Source organism: Streptomyces sp. WAC 06738, from assembly GCF_003945505.1.
Taxonomy (GTDB): domain Bacteria; phylum Actinomycetota; class Actinomycetes; order Streptomycetales; family Streptomycetaceae; genus Streptomyces.
Map to the genome: position 1 here is coordinate 6,464,822 of NZ_CP029618.1, position 13,704 is coordinate 6,478,525.

Consider the following 13,704-nt stretch of genomic DNA (forward strand, 5'->3'; position numbering starts at 1 on the left):
CGACTGCCCAGAATGGGCAACGCGGGAAGATCACAGACGGGGCATTCCCGGCCTTTCACACCTTCAGGCGATAGCCCTGGCGATTTCTGTCTCCTGGGCGTTCCCTCCTGTACACACGACCGCGACGCGCTGCCCGGCGAAGGCGTCCGGGTGCGTGTGCAGCGCCGCGAGCGCCGCGGCGCCCGCGCCCTCCGCCAGCGTGTGCGCGTCGCGCATCAGGCTGCGCTGGGCGAGGGTGATCGCGTCGTCGTCCACGAGGAGGAAGTCCGCGAGCCCGGTGCGCATCAGCGCCTGCGGCAGCGCGAAGCCGGTGCCGGTGGCCAGCCCCTCGACCCGGGTGCGGTTGGGGCGTTCGGCCAGGCTGCCCGCGCGCCAGGACTCGTACGCCGCCGGGGAGGCCGCCGACTGCACCGCCACCACCCGGCAGGCAGGCGCGACGGCCGCGGCCGCCAGGCACGCGGCGGCGGCGCCGCTGCCGCCGCCGACCGGGACGATCACCGTGTCCAGGTCCGGCGCCTGCTCGAACAGCTCCAGGTACGCGGTGGCCACGCCGGCGACGATCTCCGGCTCGTCCGCGGCGCTCACCAGCCGGGCGCCCCGCTCGGCGGCCAACCGCGCGGCGTACGGCCGGGCTTCGTCGAACGTGGCGCCGTGCTGGATCAGCTCGGCGCCGAGGGCGGTGACGGCGCGCACCTTGCCGGGGTTGGCGCGCTCCGGCATCACGATCGTGCACGGCGCGCCGTGCCGGGCGGCGGCGTAGGCGAGCGACTGCGCGTGGTTGCCGGTGGAGTAGCCGACGATGCCGCGGGCGCGCTCCTCGGCGGTCATCGAGGCGAGCAGGGCGAGGCCGCCGCGTACCTTGAACGCGCCCGTCGGCTGGGTGTTCTCGTGCTTGACGAAGAGGGCCGCGGCCGGTCCGCGGTCCAGCGTCGCGTACGACCACAGCGGGGTGGGCGGCAGCACGTCGCGGACCAGCCGGCGGGCGAGCAGGGCGTCGGTGACGGTCGGAGTCCTCATGGCCCCACGCTGGCAGCCGCGGGACGCCGGGTCCAGCACGGTTTCCGACAGGCCCGCGGCAGAGCGCAGGGGACCACCCAGGACAGCGCCCGCCGCCGGCCCGCGGACTACTACACCGGGCCCGCCACCGCCGTCACCTGCTTCGCCAGCGGCGTCCCCGAGCCGTCCCGGCGCGGGTCGGGCTCCGGCAGCTCCACCGGGCCGCCCGTACGCCCCGCCGCGCGGGCCGGCACCGGTCCCGCCCAGGCGAACGTCAGGCAGTCCTCGCCCTTCAGGAACCGCTGGCAGCGCACGCCGCCCGTCGCCCGCCCCTTCCGCGGGAACTGGTCGAACGGCGTCAGCTTCGCCGTCTGCACCCACGCGCCGTCCAGCGCCCCCGTGGAGCCCGCGACCGTCAGCACCGCGGCGTCCGCCGCCGGATCGACCACGTGGAACGCGACGACCTTCGCGCCGTCGGCCAGCTTCACCCCCGCCATGCCGCCCGCCGGCCGGCCCTGCGGCCGCACCTGCCCCGCGGGGTAGCGCAGCAACTGCGCGTCGCTGGTGACGAACACCAGGTCCTCCTCGCCCGTGCGCAGCTCCGCCGCGCCGACGATCCGGTCGCCGTCCTTGAGCGTGACGACCTCCAACTCCTCCTTGTTCGCCGGGTAGTCCGGCACCACCCGCTTCACCACGCCCTGCTCCGTACCCAGCGCCAGGCCGGGCGAGGACTCGTCGAGCGTGGTGAGGCAGACGACCTTCTCGCCCTCCGCCAGCGTGAGGAACTCCGAGACCGCCGCTCCGCCGGCCAGGCTGGGCCGGGCCGCGGTCTCCGGCAGCACCGGCAGGTCGATCACCGACACCCGCAGCAGCCGCCCCTCGGAGGTGACCGCCCCGATGTGCGCCCGCGACGTCGTCGGCACGGCGGAGACGATCACGTCGTGCTTGACGCGCTTCGCCGGCGCCGGCTCGCCGAAGGGATCGCCGTTGGCGGTACGGGCCAGCAGCCCCGTCGACGACATCAGCACCCGGCACGGGTCGTCGGACATCTCCAGCGGCACCGCCGCGGCCGGCTCCCCGCCGGCCTCCAGCAGCACCGTGCGGCGCTCGCTGCCGTACTTCTTCGCCACCGAGGACAGCTCCCCGGACACCAGCTTGCGCAGCTCCGCGTCGGACTCCAGGATCCGCGTCAGCTCCTCGATCTCCGCCGTCAGCCGGTCCCGCTCGGCCTCCAGCTCCAGCCGGTCGAACTTCGTCAGCCGGCGCAGCGGGGTGTCCAGGATGTACTGCGTCTGGATCTCGGAGAGCGAGAAGTGGCGGATCAGCCGCTCCTTGGCCTGCGCGGCGTTCTCGCTGGCCCGGATGATGCGGATGACCTCGTCGATGTCGAGCAGCGCGACGAGCAGGCCCTCCACCAGGTGCAGCCGGTCACGGCGCTTGGTGCGCCGGAACTCGCTGCGCCGCCGCACCACCGTGAAGCGGTGGTCGAGGAAGACCTCCAGCAGCTCCTTCAGGCCCAGGGTGAGCGGCTGGCCGTCGACGAGCGCCACGTTGTTGATGCCGAAGGTCTCCTCCATCGGCGTCAGCTTGTACAACTGCTCCAGCACGGCCTCGGGGTGGAACCCGTTCTTGATCTCGAAGACCAGCCGCAGCCCGTGCTCGCGGTCGGTGAGGTCCTTCAGGTCGGCGATGCCCTGCAGCCGCTTCGCCCCGATGAGGTCCTTGACCTTGGCGCGGATCTTCTCCGGGCCGACGGTGAAGGGCAGCTCGGTGACGACGATGCCCTTGCGGCGCGCGGAGACCTGCTCGACCGTCGCGGTGGCGCGGATCTTGAAGCTGCCGCGGCCCGTCTCGTACGCGTCCCGGATGCCGTCGAGGCCGACGACCCGGCCGCCGGTGGGCAGATCGGGCCCCGGCACGTACCGCATCAGGGTCTCCAGGTCGGCGCCCGGGTGCCGGATGAGGTGCCGCGCGGCGGCGATGACCTCGCCCAGGTTGTGCGGCGGCATGTTGGTCGCCATCCCGACCGCGATCCCCGAGGCGCCGTTCACCAGCAGGTTCGGGAACGCGGACGGCAGGGCGACGGGCTCCTGCTCGCTGCCGTCGTAGTTGGGGGCGAAGTCGACGGTGTCCTCGTCGATCGACTCGACCATGAGCGTCGCGGCGGGCGCGGGGCGGCACTCGGTGTAGCGCATGGCCGCGGGCGGGTCGTCGTTGCCGAGGGAGCCGAAGTTGCCGTGGCCGTCGACGAGCGGCAGCCGCATCGAGAACGGCTGCGCCATGCGCACCAGCGCGTCGTAGATGGCGGAGTCGCCGTGCGGGTGCAGCCGGCCCATCACCTCGCCGACGACGCGCGCGCACTTCACGTACGACCGCTCGGGGCGCAGGCCCATCTCGTTCATCTGGTGCAGGATGCGGCGGTGTACGGGCTTCAGGCCGTCGCGGGCGTCGGGGAGCGCGCGGGAGTAGATGACCGAGTACGCGTACTCGAGGAAGGAGCCCTGCATCTCGTCCACGACGTCGACGTCGAGGATCCGCTCTTCGAACTCCTCTGGCGGCGGGGCACTGCTTCTGCGGCGGGCCATCTCGGCTGCTGCTCCTCATCGGCTCGTTCACGGGCGGTCGGCGTGCGCCCCCATTGTGGACCCACGCGCCGACATCGCCGACCACGACCCGGCGCACAGCCCCCGGCATACAGTGGGGGCGCGACACCGGACGTCCGGTGTCCCGCGTACAGCAGCGATCGAAGGGACTCCATGCCCATGGGTCAGACGGCCACCCCGCAGGCCAACTCAGGCGGACTGACACTGGAAGAACACCGCTTGGACAACGGGCTGCGGGTCATCCTCTCCGAGGACCATCTCACGCCCGTCGCCTCGGTGTGCATCTGGTACGACGTGGGCTCGCGCCACGAGGTGGCCGGACGCACCGGCCTCGCCCACCTCTTCGAGCACCTGATGTTCCAGGGCTCGGCGCAGGTCTCCGGCAACGGGCACTTCGAACTGGTGCAGGGGGCCGGCGGCTCGCTCAACGGCACCACCAGCTTCGAGCGCACCAACTACTTCGAGACCATGCCGGCCCACCAGCTCGAACTGGCGCTGTGGCTGGAGGCCGACCGGATGGGCTCGCTGCTCGTCGCGCTCACCCAGGAGAGCCTGGACAACCAGCGGGACGTGGTGAAGAACGAGCGCCGGCAGCGGTACGACAACGTGCCCTACGGCACGGCGTTCGAGAAGCTCGCCGCGATGACGTACCCCGAAGGGCACCCCTACCACCACACCCCGATCGGCTCGATGGCCGACCTGGACGCGACCTCGCTCGCGGACTGCCAGGAGTTCTTCCGCACGTACTACGCGCCGGGCAACGCGGTGCTCTCCGTCGTCGGCGACATCGACCCGGCGCAGACGCTGGCCTGGGTGGAGCAGTACTTCGGCTCCATCCCCGCGCACGACGGCAAGCAGCCCCCGCGCGACGGCTCGCTGCCCGACACCCTCGGCGGCGCGCAGCGCGTGCCGCTCGTGGAGGAGGTGCCGTCGCGGGCGCTGATGGCCTCGTACCGGCTGCCCGAGGACGGCACCCGCGAGGCCGACGCCGCGGACCTGGCCCTGACCGTGCTCGGCGGCGGCGAGTCCTCCCGGCTCTACAACCGCCTGGTGCGCCGCGACCGGCTCGCCGTCGCGGCCGGGTTCGGGATGCTGCGGCTCGCCGGCGCGCCGTCGCTCGGCTGGCTGGACGTCAAGGCGTCCGGCGGCGTCGAGGTGCCCGCCATCGAGGCCGCCGTCGACGAGGAGCTGGCGCGCTTCGCGGAACAGGGGCCGACGCCCGAGGAGATGGAGCGGGCACAGGCGCAACTGGAGCGCGAGTGGCTGGACCGGCTCGCGACCGTCGGCGGCCGGGCCGACGAGTTCTGCCGCTACGCCGTGCTCTTCGGCGACCCGAAGCTCGCGCTCGGCGCGGTCGAGCGGATCCTCGGCGTGACCGCCGAGGAGGTGCAGGCCGTCGCCAAGGCGCGGCTCATCCCGGAGAACCGCGCGGCCCTCGTGTACGAGCCCACCGCCCCCGCCGCGGACGAGAACGCCGGCGCCGCGGGCGCCGAGGAAGACGAGGTTCAGGCGTGACCGCCGAGACGACCAGCACGATGACCTTCCACCCCCGCCCGCAGGCCGGCGAGGCGCGGCCCTGGGCCTTCCCGGCCCCGGAGCGCACCACCCTCGCCAACGGGCTCACGGTGCTCACCTGCCACCGCCCCGGCCAGCAGGTCGTCGCCGTCGAGGTGTGCCTCGCCGCGCCGCTGGACGCCGAGCCCGCCGGTCTCGACGGCGTCGCCATGATCATGGCGCGGGCGTTCTCCGAGGGCACGGACACCCACACCGCCGAGGAGTTCGCCGCCGAGCTGGAGCGCTCCGGCGCCACCATCGACGCGCACGCCGACCACCCGGGCGTCCGCGTCTCGCTCGAGGTGCCCGTCTCCCGGCTCCGCCGCGGCCTCGGGCTGCTCGCCGACGCGCTGCGCGCGCCCGCCTTCCCCGACGACGAGATCGAGCGGCTGGTCGCCAACCGGCTGGACGAGATCCCGCACGAGCTGGCCAACCCCGGCCGGCGGGCCGCGATGGCGCTGTACGCGGAGCTCTTCGACGCCGGCGACCGGCTCTCCCGCCCCCGCTGGGGCACGGAGGAGTCCGTCGCGCGCATCGACGCCGCGTCCGTACGGGCCTTCTACGACGCCCACGTCCGGCCGGCCACCGCCACCGTCGTGGTCGTCGGCGACCTGACCGGCGTCGACGTCGGCGCCGCGCTGGCCGGCAGTCTCGGCGCCTGGACCGGCACCCCCGCCGAGGCGCGCCCGCTGCCGCCGGTGGCCGCGGACGACACCGGCCGGGTCGTCATCGTCGACCGGCCGGGCGCGGTGCAGACGCAGATGCTCGTCGGCCGGGTCGGCGCCGACCGGCACGACGCCGTCTGGCCCGCCCAGCTCCTCGGCACGTACTGCCTGGGCGGCACCCTCACCTCCCGCCTGGACGTCGTGCTGCGCGAGGAGAAGGGCTACACCTACGGGGTCCGCGCCTCCGCCCAGTCGCTGCGCTCGCCGGCCGACGGCACCGGCGCCGCGCTGCTGGCCATCGGCGGCTCCGTGGAGACCGACGTGACCGGCCCCGCGCTCGCGGACACCTGGCAGGTGCTGCGCTCGCTGGCCGACGGGCTGACCGACGCCGAGCGGGACGCGGCCGCCGACTTCCTCGTCGGCGTGGCCCCGCTGCGGTACGAGACCTCGGCCGCGGTCGCCGGCACGCTGGCCGACCAGGTCGAGCAGCAGCTCCCGGACGACTACCAGGCCAAGCAGTACGCCCGGCTCGCGGACACCGGCACGGTGGAGGCCACGGCGGCGGTGCTGAGCGCGTTCCCCACGGACCGGCTCGTCACCGTGCTCGTCGGCGACGCGGAGAAGATCGCCGAGCCGGTGCGGGAGCTGGGCATCGGTGAGGTCAGGGTCGTGTCCGGCTGATTGCCGGCTTTTACCGCGGCCCGCGGTGAACGGCCCGTAGCAGACCGGAAAGAGCCCGGCGGGGACGCCGGGCTCTTTCGCGTTCCTGCCGCATTTCGCATACCGCTGCCATACTGTTCACCCGGCGGCGCTAAGGGGCGTGGATGATGCGGTGTGCGCGGTGAACGGCGGTATTTCCCAGGCGGTGTGCTCGGCGATCCGGGACGACATCGTCTCGGGATTCTTCGCCCAGGGCGCCCGGCTCGCCGAGGAGCACCTCGCGCGCCGGTACGGCGTCTCGCGGGTGCCGGTCCGCGAGGCGCTGCGGACGCTGGAGTCGGAGGGCTTCGTCACCACGAAGCGGCACGCCGGCGCCTGCGTCGCCGAGCCCACCGCGCAGGACGCCGCGGACCTGCTGGAGATACGCGCGCTGCTGGAGCCGCTGGGCGCGGCCCGCGCGGCGCAGCGGCGCACGGAAGCCCATCTCAAGGTGCTGCACGGGCTGGTGCGGCTGGGCAGGGAGCGGGCGCAGCGCGGGCACGTCGCGGAGCTGCCGTCGCTGAGCACGTGGTTCCACGAGACGCTGGCGCAGGCCACCGGCAGCCGGAACCTCACCGCGCTGCTGGTGCAGGTGCGCCGGAAGGTGGCCTGGCTCTACGGGGCCTCGCCCGCGGTCCGGACGGTGGAGGCGTGGGACGAGCACGGTGCGATCGCCGACGCCGTGGCGCGCGGTGACGCCGAGCGGGCGCGGAGTCTGGCCACGGCGCACGTGGAGCGCTCGGCGGGCGCGTACGAATTGCGGAGAACCGTGCGGGTGAGTTCCCGGAAACATGCCGTAAACACGGGAAGCGATCAGCCGTAACAATGACGTGCCCGCGGAAATCGGCGGGACGGGCGAATATGCGGGACCCTCCGGAATTCGAGCGGCGGTAACCGGCCAATTCCCTGCCGCCGGGTGCGCGGATTCGCGCGTACGGGCGTCAGACGGTTTCCGGCAGCTCGTCCAGGCCCTCCTGGACCAGCTTCGCCAGCCGGTCGAGCGCGCGGTCCGAGGCGTCGTCCTCCGAGGCGAGGACGATCTCGTCGCCGCCCTTCGCGCCCAGGCCCAGCACGGCCAGCATGGAGGCGGCGTTGACGGCGTTCCCGTCGGCGGCCTTCGCGATCGTCACCGGGATGCCGGCGGCGGTGGCCGCCCGCACGAAGATCGACGCGGGACGGGCGTGCAGCCCCTCGGCCCAGCCGACGGTGACGCGGCGCTCAACCATGGTGTTGCCCTTCCCTCGTTCTGGTTGTCTAGACCATCCTCGCACGCGCGCCGAGCCGGCCGGACCGCGGTCACACCGCGGCCGGCCTGTGCTTACGTCCCGGAGCGCGGCCCTGCGCCGCCCGCCCCGGCCGCCCGCGGTGCCCGGCACGCCCCGCGGTCACCTCAGACTGCCCTGCCGCGCCCGCTCCCGCCAGCGTGCGCGGACCGTAACCTGGGCCCCATGGCCACCCCGTCGGCACCCGAGTACCCCACCCACTGGGAGGCCGACGTCGTGCTGCGCGACGGCGGCACCGCACAGGTCAGGCCGATCGTCCCGGACGACGCCGACCGGCTCGTCGCGTTCTTCGACCGGGTCTCCGACGAGTCCAAGTACCTGCGCTTCTTCGCCCCGCACCCCCGGCTGTCCGCCCGGGACGTCCACCGCTTCACCCACCACGACTACGTCGACCGGGTGGGCCTGGCGGCCGTCGTCGGCGACGCCTTCATCGCCACCGTGCGCTACGACCGGATCGAGCCGGCGGCGGACGGCGCGCCGCAGGCCGAGGTCGCGTTCCTCGTCCAGGACGACCAGCAGGGCCGCGGCGTCGCCTCCGCCCTGCTGGAGCACATCGCCGCCTGCGCCCGCGAGCGCGGCGTACGCCGCTTCGTCGCCGACGTGCTCCCCGCCAACAGCCGCATGATGAAGGTGTTCACGGACGCCGGCTACACCCAGAAGCGCAGCTTCGAGGACGGCGTCGTGCGGCTGGAGTTCGAGCTGGAGCCCACCGAGCGCTCGCTCGCCGTCATGCACGCCCGCGAGCAGCGCGCCGAGGCCCGCTCCGTCCAGCGGCTGCTCGCCCCGCGCTCCGTCGCCGTGATCGGCGTCGGCCGCCGCCCCGGCGGCGTCGGCCGCACCGTCCTCGCCAACCTCCTCGCCGGCGGCTTCACCGGCCGCCTCTACGCCGTCAACCACGCCTATCCCGAAGGCCAGGACCGGCTCCTGCCCGAGGACGTCCCCGCCCGCCGCTCCGTACGGGACATCGACGAGCCCGTCGACCTCGCCGTCGTCGCCGTGCCCGCCGCCCGCGTCCCCGACGTCGTCGACGACTGCGGCGAACAGGGCGTCCAGGGACTCGTCGTGCTCTCCTCCGGCTACGCCGAGGCAGGCGCCGCCGGGCGGGCGCGGCAGCGCGACCTCGTCCGGCAGGCCCGCGGCCACGGCATGCGGGTCATCGGCCCGAACGCCTTCGGCGTCCTCAACACCGCCCCGCCCGTCCGCCTGAACGCCACCCTGGCCCCCGACCCCGCGGACAGCGGCCGCGTCGGGGTCTTCACCCAGTCCGGTGCCATCGGCATCGCGCTCCTGTCCGGGCTGCACCGGCGGCCGGGCGCGGTGCTCACCGGGGTGTCCACGTTCGTCTCCGCGGGCAACCGCGCCGACGTCTCCGGCAACGACCTGCTGCAGTACTGGCACGACGACGGCGCCACCGACGTCGTCCTCATGTACCTCGAATCCCTCGGCAACCCGCGCAAGTTCACCCGCCTCGCCCGCCGCACCGCCGCCGTCAAGCCGGTCGTGGTCGTCAAGGGCGCCCGGCACAGCGCCAGTACGCCGCCGGGACACGCCGTGCCCGGCACGTCGGTGCCCGCCGAGACCGTCGGCGCGCTGCTCCGCCAGGCCGGAGTCGTCGCCGTCGACACCGTCACCGAACTCGTCGACACCGGGCTGCTGCTCGCCGCCCAGCCGCTGCCCGCCGGGCCGCGGGTCGCGATCGTCGGCAACTCCGACTCCCTCGGCCTCCTCGCGTACGACGCCTGCCGCGCCGCCGGGCTGCGCCCGCTGCCCCCGCGCGACCTGACCGCCGCCGCGGCGCCCGGGGACTTCCGGGCCGCGGTCGCCGCCGCGCTGGCCGAGGACGGCTGCGACGCGGTGCTGGTGACGGCGATCCCCTGGGTCGCCGACCCCGACGTGCCCGCGCTCGCCGCGGTGCCGGGACCGCAGGACGCCGGGGCGCTCGCGGACGCGCTCCGCGCGGCGGCGGCCGGCGCGACGAAGCCGGTGGCCGTCGTCCACCTGGAGATCGAGGGCCTGCCCGGCGCCCTGGCCGCCCCGCCGGACGGCATCCCGACGTACCCCGCCGGGGAGCGGGCCGCGCGGGCGCTGGCGCAGGCGGTGCGGTACGCCCAGTGGCGCCGGCGGGCGGCGGACCCGGGGCGGGTGCCGGAGTACGACGACCTGGACCCGGCGGGGGCCGCCGCCGACATCGCCGCGCTGCTGGGGGAGCGGGGGCGGGCCGCCGGGGACGAGGGCGGGGTCGCCCCGGACTGGGCGCCGGGCGGCGCGTGGCGGCCGGCGGAGGGCGACGGCGCGGCCGGGGCCGGCCCGGCGGGAGCCGGAGCCGGGCTCGGCACGGCCGCGGATGCCGCCGGTGCGGCAGCGGCGCGTACGGCCCGGCGCACCCCCGCGCCGCCCACCCCGTACCCGGAAGGCGTGCCCGTCGACGTCCCCGAGCAGGCCGCCGCGCGCGTGCTCCGCCGCTACGGCATCGACGTGCTGCCCGCCCTGCCCGCCCCCGACCCGGACGCCGCCGCGGCCGCCGCCGCCCGGCTGGGCTACCCCGTGGCGCTCAAGACCACCGCCGTCCACCTGCGGCACCGCCCCGACCTCGGGGGCGTACGCCTCGACCTCGCCGGCGAGGACCAGTTGCGCCTCGCCCACGCCGAGCTGACCGGCACCCTCGGCGCCGCCGCCGAGGTGCAGCCCGTGGTGCAGGCCATGGCCCCGCGCGGCGTCGACACCGTGGTACGGGCCACCGTCGACCCCGGCGTCGGCGCGGTGCTCTCCTTCGGCCTGGCCGGCGCCCCCTCCGAGTTGCTCGGCGACCTCGCGCACCGGCTCGTGCCCGCCACCGACCGCGACGCCGCCGAGCTGATCCGCGCCATCCGCGGCGCCCCGCTGCTCTTCGGCTGGCGCGGCGCGCAGCCGGTGGACACCGCGGCGCTGGAGGAGCTGCTGCTGCGGCTGTCGATCTTCGTCGACGAGCACCCCGAGGTGGTCTCCGCCGAGCTGTCCCCGGTCGTGGTGGCCCCGCAGGGCGTCAGCGTGCTCTCCGCCGCCCTGCGGCTGGCCCCGCCGCCGCCCCGGATCGACCTCGGCGCCCGCCGGATGCCCCGCTACTGACCCCCGGCCGCCCGGCCCGCGGCGCCCGGCGGGCCCGGGCGGCGCCCGGCGGCCCGACCGGCCCGGATGCCGGCCCGCGCCCGAGCCGGGGCCGGTGCGGGGGCCAACCCGCGTGCCCCGTCCGCCCCCCGAGCCTCGCGACAGCGGACCGGGGCGGCCCCTCCGGGCCGTAGGATGGGCGCATGGCTAAGACCGGGACCGCGACCAAGGGGCTGCGCGCGGCGATCGAGCGCAGCGGCTACTACCCCGCCCTCGTGGCGGAGGCGGTGGAGGCCGCCGTCGGCGGGGAGCCCGTGTCCGCGTACCTGGTCCACCAGGAGACGACGTTCGACGCCAACGAGGTCCGGCGGCACGTCACCGTGCTCGTGCTCACCGACAGCCGCTTCATCGTCAGCCACACCGACGAGCAGGCCGCGGACACCACCTCCCCGACGCCGTACGCCACCACCTCCACCGAGTCCGTCAAGCTCGCCCGGATCTCCTCCGTCGTCCTCAGCCGCGTCGTCGGCAACCCCGAGGCGTACACGCCCGGCACCCTGCCCCGCGAGGTCGTCCTCACCGTGGGCTGGGGCGCCGTCAGCCGGCTCGACATGGAGCCCGCCACCTGCGGCGACCCCAACTGCGACGCCGACCACGGCTACACGGGCTCGGCCACCGCCGACGACCTGAGCCTGCGCGTCAGCGAGGCGGGCGACGGCCCCGAGACCGTACGGCAGGCCCTGACCTTCGCGCAGGCGCTCTCCGAGGCCACCGCCGCCGGCCCCGAAGCCTGATGGCCGCCGCGGGGGGGACACCGGGAAGCGGAACGCGGGACGGCGCGCCACCGGGCCACGGCGACTGGCCCGCGCCGCTCGACCCCGCCGCCGCGCCCGCCCCCCGCTACGGCACCGGCTCCCTGGCCGACCTGCTGCCCAGCGTCGCGGCCGGCCTCGGCGTCCCCGGCTTCGGCCCGGTCCTCGCCGGAGTCGAACCGGCCGACCGCGTCTGCGTGTTCCTCATCGACGGCCTCGGCTGGGAGCAGTTGCTCGCCCACCCCGAGGACGCCCCGTTCCTGCACGGTCTCGCCACCGGCGAGCCGCTGACCGCCGGCTTCCCCGCCACCACCGCCACCTCGCTCGCCTCCGTCGGCACCGGCCTGCCGCCCGGCGCCCACGGCCTGCCGGGCTACACGGTGCGCGACCCGGAGACCGGCGAGCTGATGAACCAGTTGCGCTGGCAGCCCTGGACGGCGCCGCGCGCGTGGCAGCCGTACCCGACGGTCTTCCAACTGGCCCACGACGCGGGCGTGCACACCGCGCAGGTCTCCTCGCCCGCATTCGAGACCACCCCGCTGACGACCGTCGCGCTCAGCGGCGGCACCTTCCACGGCCGGCTGTCGGGGGAGGAGCGGATGGACCTCGCGGCGGAGCAACTCGCCGCCGCGGACCGCACGCTCGTCTACACGTACTACAGCGAGGTCGACGGCAACGGCCACCGGCACGGCGTCGACTCCGACGCCTGGCGCGGCCAGCTCGGCTACGCCGACCGCCTCGCCCGCCGGCTCGCCGAGCAACTGCCGCCGCGCGCCGCGCTCTACGTCACCGCCGACCACGGCATGGTCGACATCCCCTTCACCGACGACGCCCGCTACGACGTCGACGAGGACTGGGAGCTGCGCGCCGGCGTCCGCCTCCTCGGCGGTGAGGGCCGCGCCCGGCACCTGTACGCTGCCCCGGGCGCCGCCGCCGACGTGCTCACCGTCTGGCGCGAGGTGCTGGGCGAGCGGGCCTGGGTGGTGAGCCGCGACGAGGCCGTGGCGCTGGGGTGGTTCGGGCCGAAGGTCGACGACCGGGTGCGGGACCGGCTCGGGGACGTCATCGTCGCGGCGGCCGACGACATCGCGATCGTCGCCACCCGCACCGAGCCCAAGGAGTCCGCGCTCGCCGGCATGCACGGCTCGCTGACCCCGGCGGAGCAGCTGGTCCCGCTGCTGACCGTACGCTCCTGACCCGCGAACCCCGCCGCGGCGGGGCGGACCGGCGGTGCCGTACGGCTACTGCGGCGTGTGCACCAGCGTGAACCGCGCGCCCTCGATGTCCGCGACCTCCGCCATCCGCCCCGCGGCCGTCTCGTGCGGCTCGCGCACCAGCCGTCCGCCCAGCTCCACCGCGCGCGCCACGGAGGCGTCCACGTCGGCGACTTCGAAGTGCGTCGTCCAGCGCGGGCCCGTCTCGCGCAGCGTCTCCTCGCCGGCGGCGCAGACGGACGCCACGGGCCGGTCCTGGACGTAGAGCGTCGCGGTGTCGCCCTCCGCACGCACGTCGTAGCCGAAGACCAGCTCGTAGAACTTCGCGACCATCATCGGCTCCGGCACCAGCAGGTCGTTCCAGACCGGCGTGCCGGGACGCACCCGCCGCACCACCTCCGGAGGCCGCCGCGGCTGCCACACCCCGAAGACCGCCCCCGCCGGATCCGAGCAGATCGCCTTCCGGCCGGCCGCGTCGGCGTCCAGCGGCCCCACGCCCACCGTCCCGCCGCAGCAGCGCACCAGCTCGGCGGCGGCGTCGGCGTCGTCGGTCGCCAGGTACGGGGTCCAGGCCACCGGCAGCCTGCGCTCCGGCGCCATCGCGCCGATCCCGGCGACCTGGCCGCCGTCGAGGCGCGCCAGCCGGTACGCGCCGAGCGTGCGCGGGCCCTCCTCGAAGGTCCAGCCGAACAGGCCCCGGTAGAACTCCTCGGTCGTGTCCAGGCCGTGCACCATCAGGCTCACCCAGCACGGTGTGCCCGGCGCGCTGAGGATCGCTCCTTCGGACATGGCAG

The 13,704-nt window shown here is 75.4% G+C and carries 10 protein-coding genes; 6 read left to right on the forward strand and 4 right to left on the reverse strand.

Features of this window, described 5'->3' with window-relative positions; translation table 11 throughout:
- Positions 1 to 63 precede the first annotated feature (63 nt).
- Both DMB38_RS28320 and DMB38_RS28325 read right to left on the reverse strand, forming a co-directional pair.
- Positions 64 to 1,017 carry a pyridoxal-phosphate dependent enzyme gene (locus DMB38_RS28320; RefSeq protein ID WP_125937519.1) on the reverse strand — a complete coding sequence of 318 codons (954 nt, stop codon included), beginning with the start codon at positions 1,015 to 1,017 and terminating at the stop codon, positions 64 to 66.
- A gap of 110 nt (positions 1,018 to 1,127) precedes the next feature.
- Positions 1,128 to 3,581 (reverse strand): DNA topoisomerase IV subunit A, encoded by a 2,454-nt coding sequence (locus tag DMB38_RS28325; protein WP_125937520.1) that lies wholly within the window; start codon positions 3,579 to 3,581, stop codon positions 1,128 to 1,130.
- 177 nt (positions 3,582 to 3,758) lie between these two features.
- Between DMB38_RS28325 and DMB38_RS28330 the strand changes: the two genes are divergently transcribed.
- The 3 genes from DMB38_RS28330 (at position 3,759) to DMB38_RS28340 (ending at position 7,340) form a co-directional block, all read left to right on the forward strand.
- Positions 3,759 to 5,114, forward strand: a complete 1,356-nt coding sequence (locus DMB38_RS28330; protein WP_125937521.1) for a pitrilysin family protein — start codon at positions 3,759 to 3,761, stop codon at positions 5,112 to 5,114.
- 20 nt (positions 5,115 to 5,134) lie between these two features.
- Positions 5,135 to 6,499, forward strand: a complete 1,365-nt coding sequence (locus tag DMB38_RS28335) for a pitrilysin family protein (RefSeq protein ID WP_125939328.1) — start codon at positions 5,135 to 5,137, stop codon at positions 6,497 to 6,499.
- Positions 6,500 to 6,650: 151 nt separating this feature from the next.
- Positions 6,651 to 7,340 (forward strand): GntR family transcriptional regulator, encoded by a 690-nt coding sequence (locus DMB38_RS28340; protein WP_125939329.1) that lies wholly within the window; start codon positions 6,651 to 6,653, stop codon positions 7,338 to 7,340.
- A 118-nt stretch (positions 7,341 to 7,458) separates the two neighbouring features.
- Here the strand turns inward: DMB38_RS28340 and DMB38_RS28345 are convergent, their stop codons facing one another.
- Positions 7,459 to 7,743 (reverse strand): HPr family phosphocarrier protein, encoded by a 285-nt coding sequence (locus DMB38_RS28345; protein ID WP_047018496.1) that lies wholly within the window; start codon positions 7,741 to 7,743, stop codon positions 7,459 to 7,461.
- Between the two features lie 222 nt (positions 7,744 to 7,965).
- On the opposite strand from DMB38_RS28345, the gene DMB38_RS28355 reads away from it, so the two are divergent.
- The 3 genes from DMB38_RS28355 (at position 7,966) to DMB38_RS28365 (ending at position 12,892) form a co-directional block, all read left to right on the forward strand.
- Positions 7,966 to 10,905 carry a GNAT family N-acetyltransferase gene (locus DMB38_RS28355; RefSeq protein WP_125937522.1) on the forward strand — a complete coding sequence of 980 codons (2,940 nt, stop codon included), beginning with the start codon at positions 7,966 to 7,968 and terminating at the stop codon, positions 10,903 to 10,905.
- A 182-nt stretch (positions 10,906 to 11,087) separates the two neighbouring features.
- Complete coding sequence (locus tag DMB38_RS28360; RefSeq protein ID WP_047018498.1) at positions 11,088 to 11,678, forward strand: DUF5998 family protein; 591 nt, start codon at positions 11,088 to 11,090, stop codon at positions 11,676 to 11,678.
- Positions 11,678 to 12,892 carry a nucleotide pyrophosphatase/phosphodiesterase family protein gene (locus tag DMB38_RS28365; protein ID WP_125937523.1) on the forward strand — a complete coding sequence of 405 codons (1,215 nt, stop codon included), beginning with the start codon at positions 11,678 to 11,680 and terminating at the stop codon, positions 12,890 to 12,892. The genes DMB38_RS28360 and DMB38_RS28365 overlap by 1 nt, the downstream gene beginning before the upstream one ends.
- A gap of 45 nt (positions 12,893 to 12,937) precedes the next feature.
- On the opposite strand, the gene DMB38_RS28370 is transcribed toward DMB38_RS28365, so the two are convergent.
- Positions 12,938 to 13,699, reverse strand: a complete 762-nt coding sequence (locus DMB38_RS28370) for a VOC family protein (RefSeq protein WP_240662511.1) — start codon at positions 13,697 to 13,699, stop codon at positions 12,938 to 12,940.
- Positions 13,700 to 13,704 lie beyond the last annotated feature (5 nt).

Bases quoted from the DNA above. Each gene is read 5' to 3' on its own strand.
- DMB38_RS28370 (WP_240662511.1), bottom strand. From the start codon at position 13,699: ATGTCCGAAGGAGCGATCCTCAGCGCGCCGGGCACACCGTGCTGGGTG.
- DMB38_RS28365 (WP_125937523.1), top strand. From the start codon at position 11,678: ATGGCCGCCGCGGGGGGGACACCGGGAAGCGGAACGCGGGACGGCGCG.
- DMB38_RS28345 (WP_047018496.1), bottom strand. From the start codon at position 7,743: ATGGTTGAGCGCCGCGTCACCGTCGGCTGGGCCGAGGGGCTGCACGCC.
- DMB38_RS28360 (WP_047018498.1), top strand. From the start codon at position 11,088: ATGGCTAAGACCGGGACCGCGACCAAGGGGCTGCGCGCGGCGATCGAG.
- DMB38_RS28330 (WP_125937521.1), top strand. From the start codon at position 3,759: ATGGGTCAGACGGCCACCCCGCAGGCCAACTCAGGCGGACTGACACTG.
- DMB38_RS28325 (WP_125937520.1), bottom strand. From the start codon at position 3,581: ATGGCCCGCCGCAGAAGCAGTGCCCCGCCGCCAGAGGAGTTCGAAGAG.
- DMB38_RS28335 (WP_125939328.1), top strand. From the start codon at position 5,135: ATGACCTTCCACCCCCGCCCGCAGGCCGGCGAGGCGCGGCCCTGGGCC.
- DMB38_RS28320 (WP_125937519.1), bottom strand. From the start codon at position 1,017: ATGAGGACTCCGACCGTCACCGACGCCCTGCTCGCCCGCCGGCTGGTC.
- DMB38_RS28355 (WP_125937522.1), top strand. From the start codon at position 7,966: ATGGCCACCCCGTCGGCACCCGAGTACCCCACCCACTGGGAGGCCGAC.